The organism is Enterobacter cloacae complex sp. P43RS (genome assembly GCF_014930585.1).
Lineage (GTDB): Bacteria > Pseudomonadota > Gammaproteobacteria > Enterobacterales > Enterobacteriaceae > Enterobacter > Enterobacter bugandensis.
The window spans coordinates 342,265-361,279 of record NZ_JADBRJ010000004.1 but is presented as its reverse complement, the minus strand read 5'-3'; the positions used below and the strand labels follow the sequence as shown (position 1 = coordinate 361,279).

21 protein-coding genes are annotated in these 19,015 nt (G+C 58.3%); 16 read left to right on the top strand and 5 right to left on the bottom strand.

The genetic code is table 11. The features are described from left to right. Positions 1 to 2: 2 nt before the first annotated feature. The 3 genes from ytfT to IM294_RS10950 all read left to right on the top strand — a co-directional run bounded on the left by ytfT (position 3) and on the right by IM294_RS10950 (position 3,681). Positions 3 to 1,028: a galactofuranose ABC transporter, ATP-binding protein YtfT gene (gene ytfT, locus IM294_RS10960; RefSeq protein ID WP_185860346.1), complete on the top strand. Its 1,026-nt coding sequence runs from the start codon at positions 3 to 5 to the stop codon at positions 1,026 to 1,028. Beyond that, positions 1,015 to 2,016, top strand: coding sequence for a galactofuranose ABC transporter, permease protein YjfF (yjfF, locus tag IM294_RS10955; protein ID WP_021240694.1), 1,002 nt, complete (start codon positions 1,015 to 1,017; stop codon positions 2,014 to 2,016). The genes ytfT and yjfF overlap by 14 nt, the downstream gene beginning before the upstream one ends. Before the next feature lie 93 nt (positions 2,017 to 2,109). Beyond that, on the top strand, positions 2,110 to 3,681 hold the full coding sequence (locus tag IM294_RS10950; protein WP_049138562.1) for a methyl-accepting chemotaxis protein: 1,572 nt from the start codon (positions 2,110 to 2,112) through the stop codon (positions 3,679 to 3,681). Here the strand turns inward: IM294_RS10950 and IM294_RS10945 are convergent. Continuing rightward, positions 3,653 to 4,009, bottom strand: coding sequence for a LysR family transcriptional regulator (locus IM294_RS10945; protein WP_126817964.1), 357 nt, complete (start codon positions 4,007 to 4,009; stop codon positions 3,653 to 3,655). The genes IM294_RS10950 and IM294_RS10945 overlap by 29 nt on opposite strands. Before the next feature lie 148 nt (positions 4,010 to 4,157). Continuing rightward, on the bottom strand, positions 4,158 to 5,156 hold the full coding sequence (gene fbp, locus IM294_RS10940; protein ID WP_028015293.1) for a class 1 fructose-bisphosphatase: 999 nt from the start codon (positions 5,154 to 5,156) through the stop codon (positions 4,158 to 4,160). 197 nt (positions 5,157 to 5,353) lie between these two features. On the opposite strand from fbp, the gene mpl reads away from it, so the two are divergent. Next, positions 5,354 to 6,727: a UDP-N-acetylmuramate:L-alanyl-gamma-D-glutamyl-meso-diaminopimelate ligase gene (gene mpl, locus IM294_RS10935; protein ID WP_028015294.1), complete on the top strand. Its 1,374-nt coding sequence runs from the start codon at positions 5,354 to 5,356 to the stop codon at positions 6,725 to 6,727. Between the two features lie 73 nt (positions 6,728 to 6,800). Here the strand turns inward: mpl and yjgA are convergent, their stop codons facing one another. Next, on the bottom strand, positions 6,801 to 7,352 hold the full coding sequence (gene yjgA / locus IM294_RS10930) for a ribosome biogenesis factor YjgA (RefSeq protein WP_028015295.1): 552 nt from the start codon (positions 7,350 to 7,352) through the stop codon (positions 6,801 to 6,803). A gap of 95 nt (positions 7,353 to 7,447) precedes the next feature. Between yjgA and pmbA the strand changes: the two genes are divergently transcribed. Together pmbA and cybC are read left to right on the top strand one after the other, a co-directional pair. Continuing rightward, a complete protein-coding gene (pmbA, locus tag IM294_RS10925) occupies positions 7,448 to 8,800 on the top strand; it encodes a metalloprotease PmbA (protein WP_032644960.1) in 1,353 nt (450 codons plus the stop codon). 40 nt (positions 8,801 to 8,840) lie between these two features. After that, entirely contained in the window at positions 8,841 to 9,227 is a 387-nt protein-coding gene (cybC, locus tag IM294_RS10920; RefSeq protein WP_028015297.1) for a cytochrome b562, read from the top strand. 70 nt (positions 9,228 to 9,297) lie between these two features. On the opposite strand, the gene IM294_RS10915 is transcribed toward cybC, so the two are convergent. Next, positions 9,298 to 9,420: a Hok/Gef family protein gene (locus IM294_RS10915; RefSeq protein WP_223825222.1), complete on the bottom strand. Its 123-nt coding sequence runs from the start codon at positions 9,418 to 9,420 to the stop codon at positions 9,298 to 9,300. 449 nt (positions 9,421 to 9,869) lie between these two features. Between IM294_RS10915 and IM294_RS10910 the strand changes: the two genes are divergently transcribed. The 10 genes from IM294_RS10910 to IM294_RS10865 are packed head-to-tail and all read left to right on the top strand — an operon-like array spanning position 9,870 to position 18,444. Further along, positions 9,870 to 10,208 carry a PRD domain-containing protein gene (locus tag IM294_RS10910; protein WP_026080657.1) on the top strand — a complete coding sequence of 113 codons (339 nt, stop codon included), beginning with the start codon at positions 9,870 to 9,872 and terminating at the stop codon, positions 10,206 to 10,208. Positions 10,209 to 10,218: 10 nt separating this feature from the next. Then, entirely contained in the window at positions 10,219 to 10,581 is a 363-nt protein-coding gene (locus IM294_RS10905) for an SFCGS family glycine-rich protein (RefSeq protein WP_023293430.1), read from the top strand. 2 nt (positions 10,582 to 10,583) lie between these two features. Beyond that, a complete protein-coding gene (locus IM294_RS10900) occupies positions 10,584 to 10,883 on the top strand; it encodes a DUF4312 family protein (RefSeq protein WP_006810338.1) in 300 nt (99 codons plus the stop codon). A 22-nt stretch (positions 10,884 to 10,905) separates the two neighbouring features. Next, complete coding sequence (locus IM294_RS10895) at positions 10,906 to 11,682, top strand: DUF4311 domain-containing protein (RefSeq protein ID WP_023310182.1); 777 nt, start codon at positions 10,906 to 10,908, stop codon at positions 11,680 to 11,682. Positions 11,683 to 11,695: 13 nt separating this feature from the next. Next, a complete protein-coding gene (locus IM294_RS10890) occupies positions 11,696 to 12,337 on the top strand; it encodes a DUF4310 family protein (protein WP_003856081.1) in 642 nt (213 codons plus the stop codon). Between the two features lie 42 nt (positions 12,338 to 12,379). Continuing rightward, a complete protein-coding gene (locus IM294_RS10885) occupies positions 12,380 to 13,513 on the top strand; it encodes an amidohydrolase/deacetylase family metallohydrolase (protein WP_126817963.1) in 1,134 nt (377 codons plus the stop codon). Beyond that, positions 13,497 to 14,615: a DgaE family pyridoxal phosphate-dependent ammonia lyase gene (locus IM294_RS10880; protein ID WP_028015299.1), complete on the top strand. Its 1,119-nt coding sequence runs from the start codon at positions 13,497 to 13,499 to the stop codon at positions 14,613 to 14,615. The genes IM294_RS10885 and IM294_RS10880 overlap by 17 nt, the downstream gene beginning before the upstream one ends. Then, a complete protein-coding gene (locus IM294_RS10875; RefSeq protein WP_041911457.1) occupies positions 14,612 to 15,352 on the top strand; it encodes a KDGP aldolase family protein in 741 nt (246 codons plus the stop codon). The genes IM294_RS10880 and IM294_RS10875 overlap by 4 nt, the downstream gene beginning before the upstream one ends. 25 nt (positions 15,353 to 15,377) lie before the next feature. Next, the gene (locus tag IM294_RS10870) at positions 15,378 to 16,514 is read left to right on the top strand and encodes a lactonase family protein (RefSeq protein WP_126817962.1); all 1,137 of its coding nucleotides are present in this window, start codon (positions 15,378 to 15,380) and stop codon (positions 16,512 to 16,514) included. Between the two features lie 19 nt (positions 16,515 to 16,533). Next, positions 16,534 to 18,444 carry a transcription antiterminator gene (locus IM294_RS10865; RefSeq protein ID WP_045631250.1) on the top strand — a complete coding sequence of 637 codons (1,911 nt, stop codon included), beginning with the start codon at positions 16,534 to 16,536 and terminating at the stop codon, positions 18,442 to 18,444. A 31-nt stretch (positions 18,445 to 18,475) separates the two neighbouring features. Here the strand turns inward: IM294_RS10865 and nrdG are convergent, their stop codons facing one another. Then, the gene (gene nrdG / locus IM294_RS10860; protein ID WP_100170979.1) at positions 18,476 to 18,940 is read right to left on the bottom strand and encodes an anaerobic ribonucleoside-triphosphate reductase-activating protein; all 465 of its coding nucleotides are present in this window, start codon (positions 18,938 to 18,940) and stop codon (positions 18,476 to 18,478) included. Positions 18,941 to 19,015 lie beyond the last annotated feature (75 nt).

Genomic DNA, 19,015 nt, shown 5'->3' with positions numbered 1-19,015 from the left:
TCGTGATGTCCCGTTCGCTTTCGCAAACCGGTGAGTCAAAGCGCCGCTTTAGCTGGCCAACCGGCACGCCGCAAATTGCAGCGCTGCTGGTGGTGCTGCTGGTAGATAGCCTTGTCGCACCGCATTTCTTCCAGATTATTGTTCAGGATGGCCGCCTGTTTGGCAGCCCGATCGATATTTTAAACCGCGCCGCGCCCGTGGCGCTGCTGGCGATTGGGATGACGCTGGTGATCGCCACCGGCGGAATAGATCTCTCCGTCGGCGCGGTGATGGCTATCGCCGGGGCCACGGCAGCCTCCATGACCGTGGCCGGTCACAGCCTGCCGGTGGTACTGCTGGCGGCCTTAGGCACCGGCGTGCTGGCCGGACTATGGAACGGCATTCTGGTGGCGGTGCTGAAAATTCAGCCCTTTGTCGCTACGCTGATCCTGATGGTGGCCGGGCGCGGGGTCGCACAGCTGATCACCTCGGGGCAGATTGTTACCTTCAACTCTCCGAGCCTGGCATGGCTTGGCAGCGGCAACCTTCTGTTCTTCCCGACGCCAGTGATTATTGCCCTGGTCACGCTTATTGTCTTTTGGCTCTTCACCCGCAAAACGGCGCTCGGCATGTTTATTGAGGCGGTGGGGATCAACATTCGCGCCGCGCGCAACGCCGGGGTCAACACCCGCCTGATGGTGATGCTGACCTACGTGCTGAGCGGCGTCTGCGCCGCCATTGCCGGTGTCATCGTCGCCGCCGATATTCGCGGGGCCGATGCCAATAACGCCGGGCTCTGGCTGGAGCTGGATGCGATCCTCGCGGTGGTGATCGGCGGCGGGTCGCTGATGGGCGGGCGCTTTAACCTGCTGCTCTCGGTGATCGGCGCGCTGATCATTCAGGGCATGAACACCGGGATCCTGCTCTCGGGATTCCAGCCGGAACTCAACCAGGTGGTAAAAGCGGTAGTTGTACTCTGCGTGCTGATCGTCCAGTCGCCGCGCTTTTTCAGCATCATTAAGGGGATCCGTGGCCATGATAAAACGTAATTTACCGTTAATGATCACGCTGGGCGTGTTTGTGCTGGGGTATCTCTACTGCCTCACGCAGTTCCCCGGTTTTGCCTCAACGCGCGTGATCTGCAACATTCTGACGGACAACGCCTTTTTAGGCATTATCGCCGTCGGCATGACCTTTGTGATCCTCTCCGGCGGGATCGATCTCTCCGTCGGCTCGGTGATCGCGTTCACGGGGGTATTCCTCGCGAAGGCGATCGGTTTCTGGGGCATCTCGCCGCTGGTGGCGTTTCCGCTGGTGCTGGTGATGGGCTGCGCGTTTGGCGCCTTTATGGGGCTGCTGATCGACGCGCTGAAAATTCCGGCCTTTATCATCACGCTGGCCGGGATGTTTTTCCTGCGCGGCGTAAGTTATCTGGTTTCTGAGGAGTCGATTCCGATTAACCATCCGGTGTATGACACGCTCTCCAGCCTGGCGTGGAAAATTCCCGGCGGCGGGCGTTTAAGTGCGATGGGGCTGCTGATGCTGGGCGTGGTGGTGATTGGCATTTTCCTCGCCCACCGCACCCGGTTCGGCAATCAGGTATACGCCATTGGCGGCAACGCCACGTCGGCCAACCTGATGGGGATCTCAACCCGCAGCACCACCATCCGCATCTATATGCTTTCGACCGGCCTGGCAACGCTGGCGGGTATTGTCTTCTCGGTGTATACCCAGGCGGGCTATGCCCTTGCAGGCGTCGGCGTGGAACTGGATGCAATTGCTTCTGTGGTTATCGGCGGCACGCTGCTCAGCGGCGGGGTAGGGACGGTGCTGGGGACGCTGTTCGGCGTCGCGATTCAGGGGCTGATACAAACCTATATCAACTTTGACGGCACGCTCAGCTCGTGGTGGACGAAGATCGCCATTGGCATTCTGCTGTTTATTTTTATTGCCCTGCAGCGGGGGCTGACGGTGCTCTGGGAGAACCGTCAAAGCTCGCCTGTTACCCGCGTAAACACATCGGTAACAGAGCGATAACACGCTGAATTTGCTTAAAGTCTAAACATTTTCCGGTAGCGGCCGATAATCTTCTTTTATGCCCAGAAATATCTCGCTACCGGAAATAATATCATGCTTAAAACGCTATCGATTCGTACCGGCTTGCTCTCTTTACTGGCCGTTATGACCCTTCTGCTGCTGATTGTCAGCGGCATCGGCATTTATGCCCTCACACAGAGTTCTTCCTCACTGCAGCGCATTAATCACCTTCAGGGTGAGCAGATGGTGCAGCTGAATACCGGCTATACGCTGATCCTGCGCGCGCGCAATGAGGCGGGTCAGGCCGTCCGCATGATGGAAATAGGCATGCTGGACGATGCGGCCAAAGCGGTAAAAAACATCAATCAGGAAGTCGCCCTGGCCCGGAAAACGTTAAAAGGCGTGATTGACGGCGGCGTGGCTGACGAACAGGGGCAGCAGCTCCTCGACAAAGTCGCGGCCAGCCTGGCGACGTATAACCAGCAGGGGATCGGCCCGATGCTGAAAACCCTGAATGACCAGAGCGCGGACAGCTATTACGATCTGCTGGAGAACACGCTGATTCCGGTGGCGAAGCAGTTCGATAACGACATGCAGGCGTTTCAGAAATGGAGCGAAGCGCGGGGTCAGGCGGAAGTGCGTGCCGTGCAGGCGAGTAAAACCCGCGTGCTGATCCTGATTATTGTCGCTGCGCTGCTGACGGCGGGCATTATCGCGCTCGCCTGGCTGGCGCTGCGCCATATGCTGCTCAAGCCGCTGTCGGCCTCCATTGCGCAGCTGGAGAACGTGGCGGCGGGCGATTTAACCCACACGCTGAATGCCCCGGCGAGCCAGGAGTTTAACCGCCTCAACGCGGCGATAGAGGAGATGCGCCAGTCGCTGATGAGCTCGGTTCTGCGGGTTCGCGATGCCAGCTCGCAAATTGATACCGGCAGCCGCGAGCTGACGGCGGGGAACCGGGACCTTGCCGAGCGCACCGAATCTACCGCCACGTCGCTGGAGCAGACCGCCGCCAGCATGGAGCAGATCACCGCCACGGTGAAGCTTAACGCCGACAACGCCGAGCAGGCGCACCAGCTGGCGAAGTCTGTTTCCGACACCGCCGATCACGGCAGCGAAATGGTCTGCTACGTGATTGAAAAAATGCGCGATATCTCCGGCAGTTCGGCGCGCATCGCCGACATCCTGAGCGTGATTGACGGTATTGCCTTCCAGACCAACATTCTGGCGCTTAACGCCTCCGTGGAAGCGGCGCGCGCGGGCGAGCAGGGACGCGGGTTTGCCGTGGTCGCGGGTGAAGTCCGCAACCTTGCCAGCCGCAGCGCCGACGCGGCGAAAGAGATCCGCTCTCTGATCGGCGATTCGCAGGCCCACGTTAACGAGGGCAGCGAGCTGGCCCAGCAGGCGGGTGAAACGATGGATGAGATTGCCACCGAAGTGCTGCGCATGACCAAACTGATGCGCGAAATTGCCACCGCGTCTCAGGAACAGAGCCGCGGCATCGAGCAGGTGAATATTGCGGTGAACCAGATGGATGAAACCGCGCAGCAGAATGCGGCGCTGGTGCAGCAATCCTCCGCCGCGACCCGCTCCCTTGAGGAGCAGTCGCGTCAGCTGATGGAAGCCATGTCATCATTTAAAGTGACGGCTCAGACTGCGGCATAATATTTCCCAGCCCCGGTGCGTTCTGTGCCGGGGCTTTATTTTTCGCGGAATTTACCGCCGCAATATTATCGTGAATATCACCCATTAATAATTCCAGCGAGTTGGTTAACGCTAACGCTTTTTCAGTCGGCTCGAGATATAAACCTTTGCGGAAAAATAACGGCTCATCAAACAGTTGATTAAAACGCTTCAACGCCAGGCTCACCGCAGGACGTGACATCCCCAGGCGCAAAGAGGCTTTTGCCATACTGCCGCAGCGGACGACTTCAATAAATACAGGGATAAGATTTAAATCAATGCCGGTATTAGCCCGGGAATAATTTTTCATTGCAATTCTGCTCCAGGAAATAAATGTCAAACTGTTATGGAAATAATGCAGGAGCAGGGGTGAAGATTAAAGCGTGATTTTTATAAACACTTATACGGTAAAATATATAAATGTGTTGGGGAGCCAGACTGGCTCCCCGGGAGAGATATTACGCGTCCGGGTACTCACGGATAAAACGTTCAACGTCTTCAACCATATGGTTGTTGCCAACGAAGAACGAACGACGCTGGTGAAGGCTTTCCGGCACGATGTCCAGAATACGCTGTTTACCGTCGCTCGCCTTGCCGCCCGCCTGTTCGGCCAGGAACGCCATCGGGTTGCATTCGTACAGCAGGCGCAGCTTCCCGTCCGGGTGGCTGGCGGTGCTTGGGTAGAGGTAGATACCGCCCTTCAGCAGGTTACGGTGGAAATCCGCGACCAGAGAGCCAATGTAGCGGGACGTGTAAGGGCGCTGGGTCGCTTTATCTTCTTCCTGGCAGAATTTGATGTACTTCTTCACGCCGTTCGGGAACTTGATGTAGTTGCCTTCGTTGATGGAGTAAGTGCTGCCTTTCTCCGGGAAGCGCATACGCTCCTGGCACAGGCAGAAGACGCCCAGCGACGGATCGTAGGTAAAGGCGTGAACCCCGCATCCGGTGGTGTAGACCAGCATGGTGGACGAGCCATAAACGACGTAACCGGCCGCAACCTGGTTACTGCCCGGCTGCAGGAAATCTTCTTCGGTTACCGGCGTACCAACAGGCGTGACGCGGCGGTAGATGGAGAAAATGGTACCGACAGAAACGTTAACGTCGATGTTGGAGGAGCCGTCGAGCGGATCCATCAGTACGACGTATTTCGCGTGTTCACACCCTTCGAATACAACAATTTCATCTTCTTCTTCGGAGGCGATACCCGCAACGATGTCGCGCGCGCGCAGTGCAGCTTTCAGTTTTTCATTTGCGAACAGATCGAGTTTCTGCTGAACCTCGCCCTGAACGTTCTCGGCACCGCTGGCACCCAGGATATCGACCAGACCGGCCTTGTTGATATCACGGTGGATGATCTTAGCGCCCAGCTTTATTGCCGACAGCAAAGCAGTGAGTTCACCCGTAGCATGAGAGAACTCGTGCTGCTTTTCGACAATAAATTCACCTAACGTTTTCATAACACTTTCCCTGCATCTTTGTGAGTAGAGCGATTGTATGTTCACTAAAACGACTAAAGCCCAACAATCTTAACAAATATTCAAATAGTAGCGCAGAGGTGAATCGCGCCAGCAACATACGGATTTACCTGAAATGCGTTTCACAGCCGCTAACATGTGAGTAAAATGTGCGCCACATTAAAGAAGGATAGTGACGTATGCGCATTCATATATTGGGGATTTGTGGCACTTTCATGGGCGGACTGGCAATGCTGGCGCGCTCGCTGGGCCATGAAGTGACAGGTTCGGACGCCAATGTGTATCCGCCGATGAGCACGCTTCTGGAGAAACAGGGCATCTCTTTAATTCAGGGCTACGATGCCAGCCAGCTGGATCCCGAGCCGGATCTGGTCATCATTGGCAACGCCATGACCCGCGGTAACCCGTGCGTTGAAGCGGTGCTGGAACGCAATATTCCGTTCATGTCCGGCCCGCAGTGGCTGCATGATTTCGTGCTGCGCGACCGCTGGGTGGTTGCCGTAGCCGGTACCCACGGCAAAACCACCACCGCCGGCATGGCGACCTGGATCCTCGAAGCCTGCGGCTACAAGCCAGGCTTCGTGATCGGCGGCGTGCCGGGTAACTTCGACGTCTCTGCGCGTCTCGGCGACAGCCCGTTCTTTGTGATTGAAGCGGATGAATACGACTGCGCATTCTTCGACAAGCGTTCCAAATTCGTGCACTACTGCCCGCGCACGCTGATCCTCAACAACCTTGAGTTTGACCACGCGGATATCTTTGACGACCTGAAAGCCATTCAGAAACAGTTCCACCACCTGGTGCGCATTGTTCCGGGCCAGGGCCGCATTATCCTGCCGGAGAACGACATCAACCTGAAGCAGACCATGGCGATGGGCTGCTGGAGCGAGCAGGAGCTGGTGGGCGAGCAGGGCCACTGGCAGGCGAAAAAACTCAACGCGGATGCCTCCGAGTGGGAAGTACTGCTCGACGGTGAGAAAGTGGGCGAGGTGAAGTGGGGCCTGGTGGGCGAGCACAACATGCACAACGGCCTGATGGCGATCGCCGCGGCGCGCCACGTGGGCGTACTGCCTGCGGATGCGGCCAATGCGCTGGGGACGTTTATCAACGCCCGCCGCCGCCTGGAGCTGCGCGGCGAAGCGAACGGCGTGACGGTGTATGACGATTTCGCGCACCACCCAACGGCCATTCTGGCGACGCTTGCCGCCCTGCGTGGCAAGGTTGGCGGCACCGCGCGCATTCTGGCGGTGCTGGAACCGCGCTCGAACACCATGAAAATGGGCATCTGCAAAGACGACCTCGCGCCGTCCCTGGGACGTGCCGACGAAGTCTTCCTGCTGCAGCCGCAGCATATTCCGTGGCAGGTGGCGGAAGTGGCCGACGCCTGCATTCAGCCTGCGCACTGGAGCGCGGACGTGGATGTCTTAGCGGATATGGTGGTCAAAGCCGCACAGCCTGGCGACCACATTCTGGTGATGAGCAACGGCGGGTTCGGTGGGATCCATCAGAAGCTGCTGGACGGTCTGGCGAAGAAAGCCGCGGCCGCAGAGTAAAAAAAGCCCGGTGGCGCTAGCGCTTACCGGGCTTACATTATCTCTTCTCCCTCTTCCCTTTGGGGTGAGGGGCTTACTCTGCGTTCTCAGACAGCTCGCGCAGATACTGGAAAATCAGACGCGCGGATTTCGGCGGCTTATTCCCCTCTTTCTCTTTCTTCGCGTTGCGGATCAAAGAACGCAGCTGCTGGCGGTCGGCATCCGGCCACAGGTTCAGCACTTCCGGTACCGCATCATCACCCTGTTCAATCAGACGATCGCGGATCTGCTCCAGCTTATGGAACAGCGCAACCTGCTGGTTGTGGCGGTTTTTCAGCTTGTCCAGCGCCTGACGGATCGGATCCACGTCGCGCTGACGCAGCATTTTACCGATAAGCTGAAGCTGGCGACGACGGCCTTCTTTCTTGATTTTCTGTGCCAGTTCAATGGCATCACGCAGATCCTGGTCGAGCGGGATCTTATCCAGCGCGTTTTTACCCAGTTCTACCATTTCTGCGCCAAGCTGTTTTAACTCTTCGGCGTCACGTTTAATTTCACTTTTACTGACCCAGATGATCTCATCATCTTCGTCTTCGATGTCATCACCGGGAACGTCGTCGAGCCAGTCTTCGGGCTGCTTAGTCATGTCAGGCTCCTTAAAAAAAGAGGCTAATGTTACCAGTTAAGACGCGCACTGAAAAACGGTTCTCTGTTAGACTTCACTTAACTCTCTCTTACAGTATGGCATTTGCGATGAAAGTAACCTCACAAGTTGAAGCGCAGCGTAAGATTCTGGAAGAAGCCGTCTCCACCGCGCTGACGCTCGCTTCAGGTAAATCAGATGGCGCCGAAGTGGCGGTCAGCAAAACCACCGGCATTAGCGTGAGCACCCGCTATGGCGAAGTGGAGAATGTAGAATTTAACAGCGATGGCGCGCTTGGGATCACGGTGTATCACCAGAACCGCAAAGGCAGCGCGTCGTCCACCGATCTCAGCCCGGATGCCATCGCCCGCACGGTGCAGGCGGCGCTGGATATCGCCCGTTACACCTCTCCGGATCCTTACGCAGGCGTGGCGGATAAAGATCTGCTGGCGTTTGACGCGCCGGATCTCGATCTGTTCCATCCGGCTGAAGTCACGCCGGATGAAGCGATTGAACTGGCCGCGCGCGCCGAGCAGGCGTCTTTGCAGGCTGACAAGCGCATCACGAATACCGAAGGCGGTAGTTTCAACAGCCACTACGGCATCAAAGTTTTCGGCAACAGCCACGGCATGCTGCAGGGCTACTGCTCCACCCGTCACTCGCTTTCAAGCTGCGTGATTGCCGAAGAGAACGGCGACATGGAGCGTGACTACGCCTACACCATTGGCCGCGCGCTGGGGGATTTGCAGTCTCCTGAGTGGGTGGGCAAAGAGTGTGCCGAACGCACGCTGTCTCGCCTGTCGCCGCGTAAGCTCTCCACTATGAAGGCCCCGGTCATTTTTGCCAATGAAGTGGCGACCGGTCTGTTTGGTCATCTGGTGGGCGCTATCGCGGGCGGCTCGGTGTACCGTAAATCGACCTTCCTGCTCGACTCGCTGGGCAAGCAGATCCTGCCGGAGTGGCTGACTATCGAGGAACATCCGCACCTGCTGAAAGGGCTGGCCTCCACGCCATTCGACAGCGAAGGCGTGCGCACGGAACGCCGCGATATCGTTAAAGACGGCATTCTGACCCAGTGGCTGCTGACCAACTACTCCGCGCGCAAGCTGGGGCTGAAAAGCACCGGACATGCGGGCGGGATCCACAACTGGCGCATTGCCGGTCAGGGCCTGAACTTCGAGCAGATGCTGAAAGAGATGGGCACTGGTCTGGTGGTCACCGAGCTGATGGGCCAGGGCGTAAGCGGCATCACCGGCGACTACTCTCGCGGTGCGGCAGGCTTCTGGGTCGAAAACGGCGAAATTCAGTATCCGGTGAGCGAAATTACCATCGCCGGAAACCTGAAGGACATGTGGCGCAATATCGTTACGGTCGGTAACGATATTGAAACACGTAGCAATATACAGTGTGGTTCTGTATTACTGCCGGAAATGAAAATCGCCGGCCAGTAATACCCGAAAAGCGTTTTAATAATAAAAAAGGAAGTGAGCAATGCGTAAACACCTGTTAGCGATCGTCGCGGCTTCAACGCTGGTTCTTGGCTCTTCTGCGTTTGCTGCCGATCTCGAAGACAACATGGACATCCTCAGTCAAAACCTGAAGGTAGTGCAGAAAACGGACAATGCGGCGGAAATGAAAGGCGCACTGACCAAAATGCGTGAAGCGGCGCTGGACGCGCAAAAAGCGACGCCGCCAAAGCTGGAAAGCAAAGCGGCAGACAGCGCAGAGATGAAAGACTATCGCCACGGCTTTGACGTGCTGGTCGGTCAGATCGACGGCGCGCTGAAGCTGGCTAACGAAGGCAAAGTGAAGGAAGCCCAGGCGGCGGCCGACCAGTTTGTGGCGACGCGCAACACGTATCACAAGAAATACCGTTAATTGGGTGCCTGAGCTGTACGTCTTTCCTCCGTATGCGGAGGCGCACTAAGCGCCCCCGCATCCTTGCTCCCTACTGGCCGGAGCGACAATCCATCCGCGCTGTCACTTCAAGCGAGCCGTTTCGAAAACGGATCTCGCACAGTGTTTTCCTCGTCACCAGCGTTAAGATGATTATTGTCAAAGCAACAATCATCGAAACCCGGATAATTGGGGATCGGCGTTTCATGGATGCCTCCTTGCTTTAAAGCGGGCGAGGTAGCGAACTCCACGGTCCGACGTGTCGTTTCGAGCCCCCGCCCTGATTTTCTATCAGGCGGGGCTTTCCACTTTCCGTCCCATGCCTGAGACGGTCAGTCTCAAGCACCCGCAGCCACTCTAGCGAATCCCCATAAGAAAACCTTATCCACGTCACATTTCTACGAGCCTGCCCGTAAACTTTTCCACTCCGCTTACCTGTTTAGTGCCGCTTAATAGCGTGATATTCATCACGCAAATGAGGCCGTTAATCCAGATTCACCATATTTATGTGGCACAGATCACTGCTGCGGCTCGCCTTTCCACTTCGAAGTGGAAAACAACTCGCTACAAACCCTTCACGCCCAAGGTTAGTTTTATTCCAGAGCCATTAACGGGGTAAGACGAGTGATTAACGGAGCGGTAATGAACGACGTTGGGGAACAGGCGGTGCAAACAGAACAGCTCGCGAACACCATGCTGCAGCAGGTTTATGCCCTGCTGGCCCGGCACAACATCATCCCCAATGCGGTACAGGAGCAGATGCTCACCTCCCACGTTCGCGCAATGGCGCACCGGTCCGTGACCGGCGAGCCGCTGCCGGAGGTTGAAGCAGAGCTGTTCGACGAAATTTCACCAGATTCAATGCAGCTTGCCCGTGAAGTGGTGGCGCAGTTTGGCAACCTTCCTGATGAAGAGGCCTGGCTGCTCTCCGTTCACTTTGAAGTCGCGAAAGACAACCTTTAAGGAGCAACACATGGAACAGATTACAGTCGTGATTGGCGATCGCCTGGGTAAAGGTCAGAAAGTGGCTGCGGGTGTGGAAAAAGCCGGTGGACGCGCGGTTGTCGTGCCGGGCATGGCGGCAGACATGAAGCTCGGTGACGTGATGAAAGCGGAAAACGCCACCTTCGGCATCTCCTTCTGCGGCAGCGGCGGCGCGGGCGCCATCACCGCCCAAACCAAATATGGCTACAAGGCCAAATACGGCATGCGTTCCGTGGAAGAGGGCGTGACCGCCATCAACGAAGGCTGCAACGTGCTGGGCTTTGGCTTTATGGATAAAGAAGAGCTGGGCGAGCGTCTGGTGCAGGCGTGGCAGAAGAAATACGGCGCATAAGCATGAAAGAACAGTTCACAACCACGGTGAGAGTGAAGGGGAAGGGCGATGCCAAAGCGCGCGCCTTTGCCGACGCCCTCAACCACGTTCAGGCCGCGGTGATGAAAGCCTCACCGCATATCTTACTGCGTATTGAGCCACAGGATGTGCAGGTAGTTCAGGCGCAAGAAGCGGTGCGTAAAGAAGCGTTTCTGTTCTTCTTTTTGCGCCGGGAAAGACGCACCTACAGCGTGGAGCTGGATGTGACCGTCAACGTGACTGCCATCAATCTCGACCAGGTGGATTTCGTCACGCAACGCTGATTATTCATAAAAGGGCAGACTGATGTTCTTAATTATATTAATAAAATCGCTCATCATTGGCGGCCTGGTTGGCGTCGGTGTCGGAGCCGGGGCTGCACGCATGTTTCATGCGCCTACCACTCAGGGTATGGGCGCGTTTCGTACGTTGGGGGAACTGAACTCCTGTGAAGGGGATCCGGCGTCCCACTTCTCCTTTGGGTTAGGTTTCTTCTTTAACGCCTGGGCCTCTTCCGTGGCTGCAGGTGCCTTCACACAGGACGTTGACCACCGCATCATCCCGAACTGGGGTGCTGCTGCACTGATGATCAAAAACCGTAACGTCGGCGAAACGCTGCACGATCCCCGCAAAATGGCGATTGCCTGCGGCGTGATTGGCATGCTCGTCGTCACCTTCCTGAACCTGACCGCCTCCTCCGTGCCGGCAGCGCTGCAGGTCACCGCCGTGAAGGTGCTGGTGCCTGCCGCGAACCTGCTGGTTAACACCGTGATGCCGGTGATCTTCTGGCTGGCGGCCATCGACGCGGGTAAAAAATCGGGCTTCTGGGCCACCATCTTTGGCGGCGCGGCGCAGCTGATCATGGGGAACGCCGTACCGGGTCTGGTTCTCGGCATCCTGATCGGTAAAGGCGTTGAGGAGAGCGGCTGGAACCACGTCACCAAAGTGATGATGGCGGCGATCGTGCTGCTGTTCGTGTTGAGCGGCTTCTTCCGCGGCTTCGACATGAAGATGATCGAATCCTTCCATCTGACCGTGCCGAACTGGCTCGACATGATCCACAACTCGCTCAGCGGTAAATAACAGGAGCCTCTAAATGGAACAGAATAAAGGTTTTTGGTATGCCGACTGGTCGTTCCCGATCTTCGTTGGCCTGCTCTCCTCCGGCGTCTTCGCCGGGACGCACATGTACTACCTCTACGGCATCGGCGCGTTTAACGAAGTGGCCTTCGTGGCGATGCTGAAAGCGGGCATCGATACCGGCGTCTACGGCGCGGTGGCGGCGTTCGGCGCGAGCTTCCTGTTCGCCCGCATTATTGAAGGGTCGCTGGTGGGTATTCTCGACATCGGCGGGGCGATCCAGACCGGCGTGGGCCTCGGCGTACCGGCGCTGCTGCTGGGTGCGGGGATCATGTTCCCGGTGACCAACTTCATTGCCTCGCTGATTACCGGCCTGGTGATTGGTCTGGCGATTGGCTACGTCATCATCCTGGCGCGTAAGTTCACCATCAACCAGAGCAACTCCACCTACGGCGCAGACGTGATGATGGGCGCGGGTAACGCCTCCGGCCGCTTCCTCGGGCCGCTGATTATCCTCAGCGCGATGACCGCCTCCATTCCAATCGGCGTCGGTTCGCTGGTGGGCGCGCTGCTGTTCTACATCTGGCAGAAGCCGATTACCGGTGGCGCCATCCTCGGCGCAATGATTTTGGGCTGGCTGTTCCCGGTCGCCCTTTAATACCCGCGGGCGCTCCGGCGCCCGCCCTATCAGGAGATCCTCATGTTTGATTTACTCCTGCGCCGTGCGCGCCTCGCCGACGATACCCTGACCGATATCGCCATTCAGGACGGGAAGATCGCCGCGACGGGCGAAATTGACGCTCCCGCCCGTAAAACGGTTGAGCTTAACGGTGATGTGTACGTTAGCGCGGGCTGGATTGACTCCCACGTTCACTGCTATCCGAACTCACCGATTTACCACGACGAGCCGGACAGCGTGGGTATTGCCACCGGCGTCACTACCGTGGTGGACGCGGGCAGTACCGGGGCCGACGACGTGGACGATTTTTACGACATCACCCGCAAAGCCTCCACCGAGGTCTTTGCCCTGCTGAATATCTCCCGCGTGGGGCTGATTGCCCAGAACGAGCTGGCTAACATGGCAAACATTGATGCCGATGCGGTGAAGCAGGCGGTGAAGCGCCACCCTGATTTTATCGTCGGCCTGAAGGCGCGCATGAGCAGCAGCGTGGTCGGTGAAAACGGCATTACGCCGCTGGAGCGCGCCAAAGCCATCCAGAAAGAGAATGGCGATTTGCCGCTGATGGTACACATCGGCAACAACCCGCCGAACCTCGACGAAATCGCTGAACTCTTGAGTTCGGGCGACATCATTACCCACTGCTACAACGGCAAGCCTAACCGCATTCTGACGCCGTCCGGCGAGCTGCGCGCCTCCATCACCTCCGCCCTTAAGCGCGGCGTGCGTCTGGACGTCGGCCACGGCACGGCGAGCTTTAGCTTTGAGGTGGCGAAACGCGCCATCGCGATGGGCATTCTGCCGCACACCATCAGCTCGGATATCTACTGCCGCAACCGCATCAACGGCCCGGTGGGCTCGCTGGCAAGCGTGATGTCGAAGTTTCTCGCCATCGGCATGTCATTGCCGCAGGTGATTGATTGCGTGACCTCGAACGCCGCCGACGGCCTGCGCCTGACGCGCAAGGGCCGCATCCAGCCGGGTCTCGACGCCGACCTGACGCTGTTCACGATTAAACGCCAGCCAACGGTGCTGACGGACGCTGAAAACGACAGCCTGCAGGCTGAACACATTCTGGTGCCGCTTGCCGCGATCCGCGCGGGCAAGGGCTACATGACCGAACAAGGGAGCACGGAACATGCCTTCGATTTATGAGAAGTATAATTTAAAGCAGGTTATCAACACCTCTGGCCGCATGACGGCGCTGGGCGTCTCCACGCCGCGCCCGGAAGTAGTGCAGGCGGCGATGGACGGCATGAATCATTACTTCGAGATGAAGGATCTGGTCAATAAAACCGGGGAATACATCGCGAAGCTGCTGGATGTGGAAGGCGCGACGGTGGTCTCCTGCGCGTCGGCGGGCATCGCCCAGTCCGTGGCGGCGGTGCTGGTAAAAGACAGCGACTGGCTGCTGGAAAACCTGCACGTCACGCCAATCGAGAACAATGAAATCGTCCTGCCGAAAGGCCATAACGTTAACTTTGGCGCGCCGGTCGGCACCATGGTGGCGCTGGGCGGCGGCAAGCTGGTGGAAGCGGGTTACGCCAACGAATGTTCCGCCGATCAGCTGGCGGCGGCCATCACCCCGCGCACGGCGGCGATCCTCTACATCAAATCGCACCACTGCGTGCAGAAAAGCATGCTCAGCGTCGAGCAGGCGGCAGTCGTCGCACGTAAACACTCCCTGCCGCTGATCGTTGATGCCGCGGCGGAAGAAGATCTGCACGTGTACTACCGCTCCGGCGCGGATCTGGTGATTTACAGCGGCGCGAAAGCGATCGAGGGGCCAACCAGCGGCCTGGTGATCGGCAAAACCCAGTACGTCGAGTGGGTGAAACGCCAGACGGCGGGTATTGGCCGCGCCATGAAGGTGGGTAAAGAGGGGATCCTCGGCCTGACCTGCGCCATCGAACACTACCTGACGGCCACCAAGGAAAGCGGCGCCGAGATGGTGGCGAAAATGACGCCGTTTATCGACGCGCTCAACACCCTGAACGGCGTCACCGCCCGCGTGGTCTGGGACAGCGCGGGTCGCGATATCGCCCGCACCGAAATTAAGTTCGACGAAGCCACCACAGGCGTCGGCACGGGTGACCTGGTGAACGCGCTCAAGCAGGGCGAATACGCCATCTATTTCCGTGGCTACAAGGCCAACGAAGGGATTATCGAAGCGGACGTGCGTAGCGTAAGTGCTGACCAGCTGAACATTGTCTACCGCCGCATTAGCGAAGTATTAGGACAGGAGAAAAACGCATGAAACTGACCCCCAATTTTTACCGTGACCGCGTCTGCCTGAACGTGCTGGCCGGCTCGAAAGCCAACGCCAGCGCCATTTACGAGGCGGCGGAAGGTCACGTGCTGGTGGGCGTGCTCTCCAAAAATTACCCGGACGTGGCGAGCGCGGTCGCGGATATGCGTGAATACGCGGCGCTGATTGATAACGCGCTCTCCGTGGGGCTGGGCGCGGGCGATCCGAACCAGTCGGCGATGGTGAGCGAGATCTCCCGCCAGGTGCAGCCGCAGCACGTTAATCAGGTCTTCACCGGCGTGGCCGCGAGCCGCGCGCTGCTGGGGCAGAATGAATCGGTGGTCAATGGTCTGGTCTCTCCGACCGGTACCGTCGGCATGGTGAAAATCTCCACCGGCCCGCTGAGCAGCAAAGCGCCGGACGGCATCGTGCCGGTTGAAACGGCGATTGCCTTGCTGAAAGACTTCGGCGGCAGTTCGATCAAGTACTTCCCGATGGGCGGCCTCAAGTGCCGTGACGAATACCAGGCGGTGGCGGAAGCCTGCGCCCGTCACGACTTCTGGCTGGAGCCGACGGGGGGTATCGATCTGGAAAACTATGAGGCGATCCTGCAGATCGCCCTCGACGCGGGCGTGAGCAAAATCATCCCGCATATCTACAGCTCGATTATCGACAAAGCCAGCGGCGATACGCGTCCGGAAGATGTGCGTACGCTGCTGGCGATGACGAAGAAGCTGGTGAAGTAGAACTCACACATATAAAGGAGCCACCATGCACACCCGTAACCTGCTTGTCGCTTCACTCTCAATGCTCGCCACCGCCGCCATCGCCCAGACGCAATACGCCTGGGTGGGCACCTATAATCCGAACGGTGAAGGGCTGTACCGTTTTACCGTTGACCCGCAAACCGGCGCGCTCGATAACAAAACGCTGGTGAGCAAACTGCCGAATGCGGCGCAGTTGACCCTTTCGCAAGACGGTAAAACGCTGTATCTGGCAAGCGAAGTAGAGCAGGGCGTGGTGCAGGCGCTGCGCGTCGGCGATAACGGTGAGCTGAGCGAGCTGAATCAGGTGGCCTCCGGTGGCGCCGGGCCGGTGTATCTTTCGCTAACGCCAAACGGCAAGCATCTGCTGGTGGCGAACTACGTCAGCGGATCGATTGCCGTTTTGCCCGTCAACGCGGACGGCAGCCTGGGTGACGCGACGGACAGACATCAGGACCAGGGCGAACCGGGCGCGGCGAAGCCGGAAGCGGCCGTTGAGGGCAGTTTCGCGATCAGCGATCACAACGGCCCGCATGCGCACATGATCGCCGCCGATCCGAGCGGGAAATACGTTTTTTCCACCGATCTTGGGCTGGATCGTATCTATCAGTACCGCTTTGACGATCGAACCGGAAAGCTAACGCCGAACGATCCGCCGTTTATCAGCGCCTCTTCGAAAGGTGCCGGTCCGCGCCACTTCGTCTTTACGCCGAAAGGCGATGCCCTGTGGCTGATTAACGAAGAGGCGTCGACGCTCACCCATTATGCGCTGGACAGCAACGGCAGGCTGAAAGAGGGCAAAACGGTCTCTGCCCTGCCGGACGGCTATAAAGGCACCAGTTTTGCTGCCGGGCTGGCGCTAAGCGCCGATGGTAAACAGCTGTATGTGGCGAACCGTTTGCATAACAGCATCGGGCACTTTACCGTAACAGCGGAGGGCACGCTGACGCATCAGGAGGATGTCTGGACGCGCGGCGACTACCCGCGCACCCTGACGCTCGATAAGCAGGGACGCTGGCTGTACGTCATGAACCAGCGCAGCGACAACATTACCCGTTTCCGCGTGGCGCCGGACGGCAAGCTGAGCGCCGAGCCAGACTATACCCCGGTCGGCAGCCCATCCCAGATGGTCATTTCACCCTGAGCAGTAAGAGGACAACGACGTGCGATTTCCGAACCAACGTTTAGCGCAACTTTTCGATCTGTTGCAAAACGAGACGCTGCCGCAGGATGAGCTGGCGCAGCGGCTGTCGGTCTCCACGCGAACCGTCCGCGCAGATATCACCGCCCTGAACGCGCTGCTGGCGAGCCACGGCGCGCAGTTTATTCTGAGCCGGGGTAACGGCTACCAGCTTAAAATTGACGATGCCGAGCGCTATCAGCAGCTGCAGGCATCGCACCCGCGCGCGCTGCGTATTCCCCGAACGGGACCGGAGCGCGTGCATTATCTGGTGGTGCGTTTCCTGACGTCGGCGTTTTCACTTAAGCTTGAAGATCTGGCCGACGAGTGGTTTGTCAGCCGCGCCACCTTGCAGAGCGACATGGTGGAAGTGCGCGAGTGGTTCCAGCGCTATAACCTGACGCTGGAAACCCGCCCGCGCCACGGCATGAAGCTGTTTGGCAGCGAGATGTCGGTCCGCGCCTGCCTGACCGATCTTCTGTGGGAGCTGGCGCAGCAGGACAGCCTTAACCCGCTGGTGACGGAGGTCGCGCTCAACGCCGGGGTACCGGAGCAGATGGTGGTCGTGCTTCACGACGCGCTCACCCGCCATCACATTCGTCTGACCGACGAAGGCGAACTGTTCCTGCGCCTGTACTGCGCGGTGTCGGTGCGGCGCATCAGCGAGGGGTATCCGCTGCCGGAATTCCACGCGGAAGACGTGGAAGAGAACGTGCGCGAGGCGGCGAAGGATATCGCGGTGGCCATTCAGGAGCTGGCGGGCAAGGCGCTTGCGCCATCGGAAGAGAGCTGGCTGTGCGTCCACATCGCGGCGCGGCAGATTCAGGAGATTGCCCCCAGCGCGATTAACGCCGACGACGACGAAGCGCTGGTCAACTATATCCTGCGCTACATCAACACCCACTATAACTACAACCTGCTCAGCGACGCGCAGCTGCACGCCGATCTGCTCACGCACATCAAAACCATGATCACCCGCGTGCGCTATCAAATCATGATCCCCAATCCGCTGCTGGACAACATCAAGCAGCACTATCCGATGGCGTGGGATATGACTCTCGCGGCGGTGTCGAGCTGGGGGAAATACACCCCGTATGCGATCAGCGAGAACGAGATTGGTTTTCTGGTGCTGCACATCGGCGTGGGGCTGGAGCGCCACTACAACATCGGCTACCAGCGCCAGCCGCGCGTGCTGCTGGTGTGCGACGCCGGTAATGCGATGGTGCGCATGATCGAGGCGGTGCTCCAGCGCAAATACCCGCAGATCGAGGTGACGCGCACGCTCACTCTGCGCGAATACGAGCTGGCGGATGCCATCGGCGAAGACTTTGTCATCTCCACCGCCCGCGTGAGTGAAAAATCTAAACCGGTGGTGACGATCGCCCCGTTCCCGACCGATTATCAGTTAGAACAGATCGGCAAGCTGGTGCTGGTGGACCGCACCCGCCCGTGGATGCTGGAGAAATACTTCGACGCGGCCCATTTCCGCATTCTCGACAAGCCTGTTGACCAGCAAACGCTGTTCCGCGAGCTGTGTGACCAGCTTGAACGCGAAGGCTTTGTTGGCGCGGAGTTTCTGGATTCGGTCGTTGAGCGTGAAGCTATCGTCAGCACCATGCTCGGCGACGGCATCGCGCTGCCGCACTCCCTCGGCCTGCTGGCACAGAAAACGGTGGTCTATACGGTGCTGGCTCCGCAGGGTATTCAGTGGGGGGATGAAACGGCGCACGTCATCTTTCTGCTCGCCATCAGCAAAAGCGAGTACGAAGAGGCGATGGCGATTTACGACATCTTCGTCACTTTCCTGCGAGAACGCGCAATGACGCGCCTGTGCCAGTGCGAGGATTTTGCGGCGTTTAAGGCTGAGGCGATGGAGAGTTTGAGCCGGTTTTGAGGCCAGGCGGATAGAGGTTATCCGCCTTCATTCACCGTAAATGATGCACAACCTGGTTGCTGCTGCCGCGCCAGATCAGGGCCGGGTCTTTTAAATCCTGCACGAACTTGCCGTCCACCAGCACGTTAATCAAATCCACGACTTCCCTCTGAGCAGCATTCAGCTCTTCCAGCTTATATCCCGTCCAGACCCAGATATCTTTTCCCGCACACTCACGGCGAATGCGTTTCACCAGCTTCAGGATCTCCGGCACGTTTTGCGGATGGAGCGGATCGCCGCCGGAGAACGAAATCCCCTGGCGTTTGATGCGCGTGTCGTTCAGGTCGTCGATGATGCGGTCTTCCATTTCAGCGGTAAACGGCATACCCGAGTTCAGGCGCCAGGTGCTTTTGTTGTAGCAGCCGGGGCACTCGTGAACGCAACCTGAAACGAACAGGGTGCAGCGGGTGCCGGGGCCGTTGACAATATCGACGGGGTAGTACTGATGGTAGTTCATAGCGGTTAACCAAGCCGGGTACAGTGTGAGTGCGGATTGTAGGCCCGGTAAGCGTAGCGCCACCGGGCATAAATG

Bases quoted from the DNA above. Each gene is read 5' to 3' on its own strand.
- yjfF (WP_021240694.1), top strand. From the start codon at position 1,015: ATGATAAAACGTAATTTACCGTTAATGATCACGCTGGGCGTGTTTGTG.
- IM294_RS10950 (WP_049138562.1), top strand. From the start codon at position 2,110: ATGCTTAAAACGCTATCGATTCGTACCGGCTTGCTCTCTTTACTGGCC.
- IM294_RS10945 (WP_126817964.1), bottom strand. From the start codon at position 4,009: ATGAAAAATTATTCCCGGGCTAATACCGGCATTGATTTAAATCTTATC.
- fbp (WP_028015293.1), bottom strand. From the start codon at position 5,156: ATGAAAACGTTAGGTGAATTTATTGTCGAAAAGCAGCACGAGTTCTCT.
- mpl (WP_028015294.1), top strand. From the start codon at position 5,354: ATGCGCATTCATATATTGGGGATTTGTGGCACTTTCATGGGCGGACTG.
- yjgA (WP_028015295.1), bottom strand. From the start codon at position 7,352: ATGACTAAGCAGCCCGAAGACTGGCTCGACGACGTTCCCGGTGATGAC.
- pmbA (WP_032644960.1), top strand. From the start codon at position 7,448: ATGGCATTTGCGATGAAAGTAACCTCACAAGTTGAAGCGCAGCGTAAG.
- cybC (WP_028015297.1), top strand. From the start codon at position 8,841: ATGCGTAAACACCTGTTAGCGATCGTCGCGGCTTCAACGCTGGTTCTT.
- IM294_RS10915 (WP_223825222.1), bottom strand. From the start codon at position 9,420: ATGATTGTTGCTTTGACAATAATCATCTTAACGCTGGTGACGAGGAAA.
- IM294_RS10905 (WP_023293430.1), top strand. From the start codon at position 10,219: ATGGAACAGATTACAGTCGTGATTGGCGATCGCCTGGGTAAAGGTCAG.
- IM294_RS10900 (WP_006810338.1), top strand. From the start codon at position 10,584: ATGAAAGAACAGTTCACAACCACGGTGAGAGTGAAGGGGAAGGGCGAT.
- IM294_RS10895 (WP_023310182.1), top strand. From the start codon at position 10,906: ATGTTCTTAATTATATTAATAAAATCGCTCATCATTGGCGGCCTGGTT.
- IM294_RS10890 (WP_003856081.1), top strand. From the start codon at position 11,696: ATGGAACAGAATAAAGGTTTTTGGTATGCCGACTGGTCGTTCCCGATC.
- IM294_RS10885 (WP_126817963.1), top strand. From the start codon at position 12,380: ATGTTTGATTTACTCCTGCGCCGTGCGCGCCTCGCCGACGATACCCTG.
- IM294_RS10880 (WP_028015299.1), top strand. From the start codon at position 13,497: ATGCCTTCGATTTATGAGAAGTATAATTTAAAGCAGGTTATCAACACC.
- IM294_RS10875 (WP_041911457.1), top strand. From the start codon at position 14,612: ATGAAACTGACCCCCAATTTTTACCGTGACCGCGTCTGCCTGAACGTG.
- IM294_RS10870 (WP_126817962.1), top strand. From the start codon at position 15,378: ATGCACACCCGTAACCTGCTTGTCGCTTCACTCTCAATGCTCGCCACC.
- nrdG (WP_100170979.1), bottom strand. From the start codon at position 18,940: ATGAACTACCATCAGTACTACCCCGTCGATATTGTCAACGGCCCCGGC.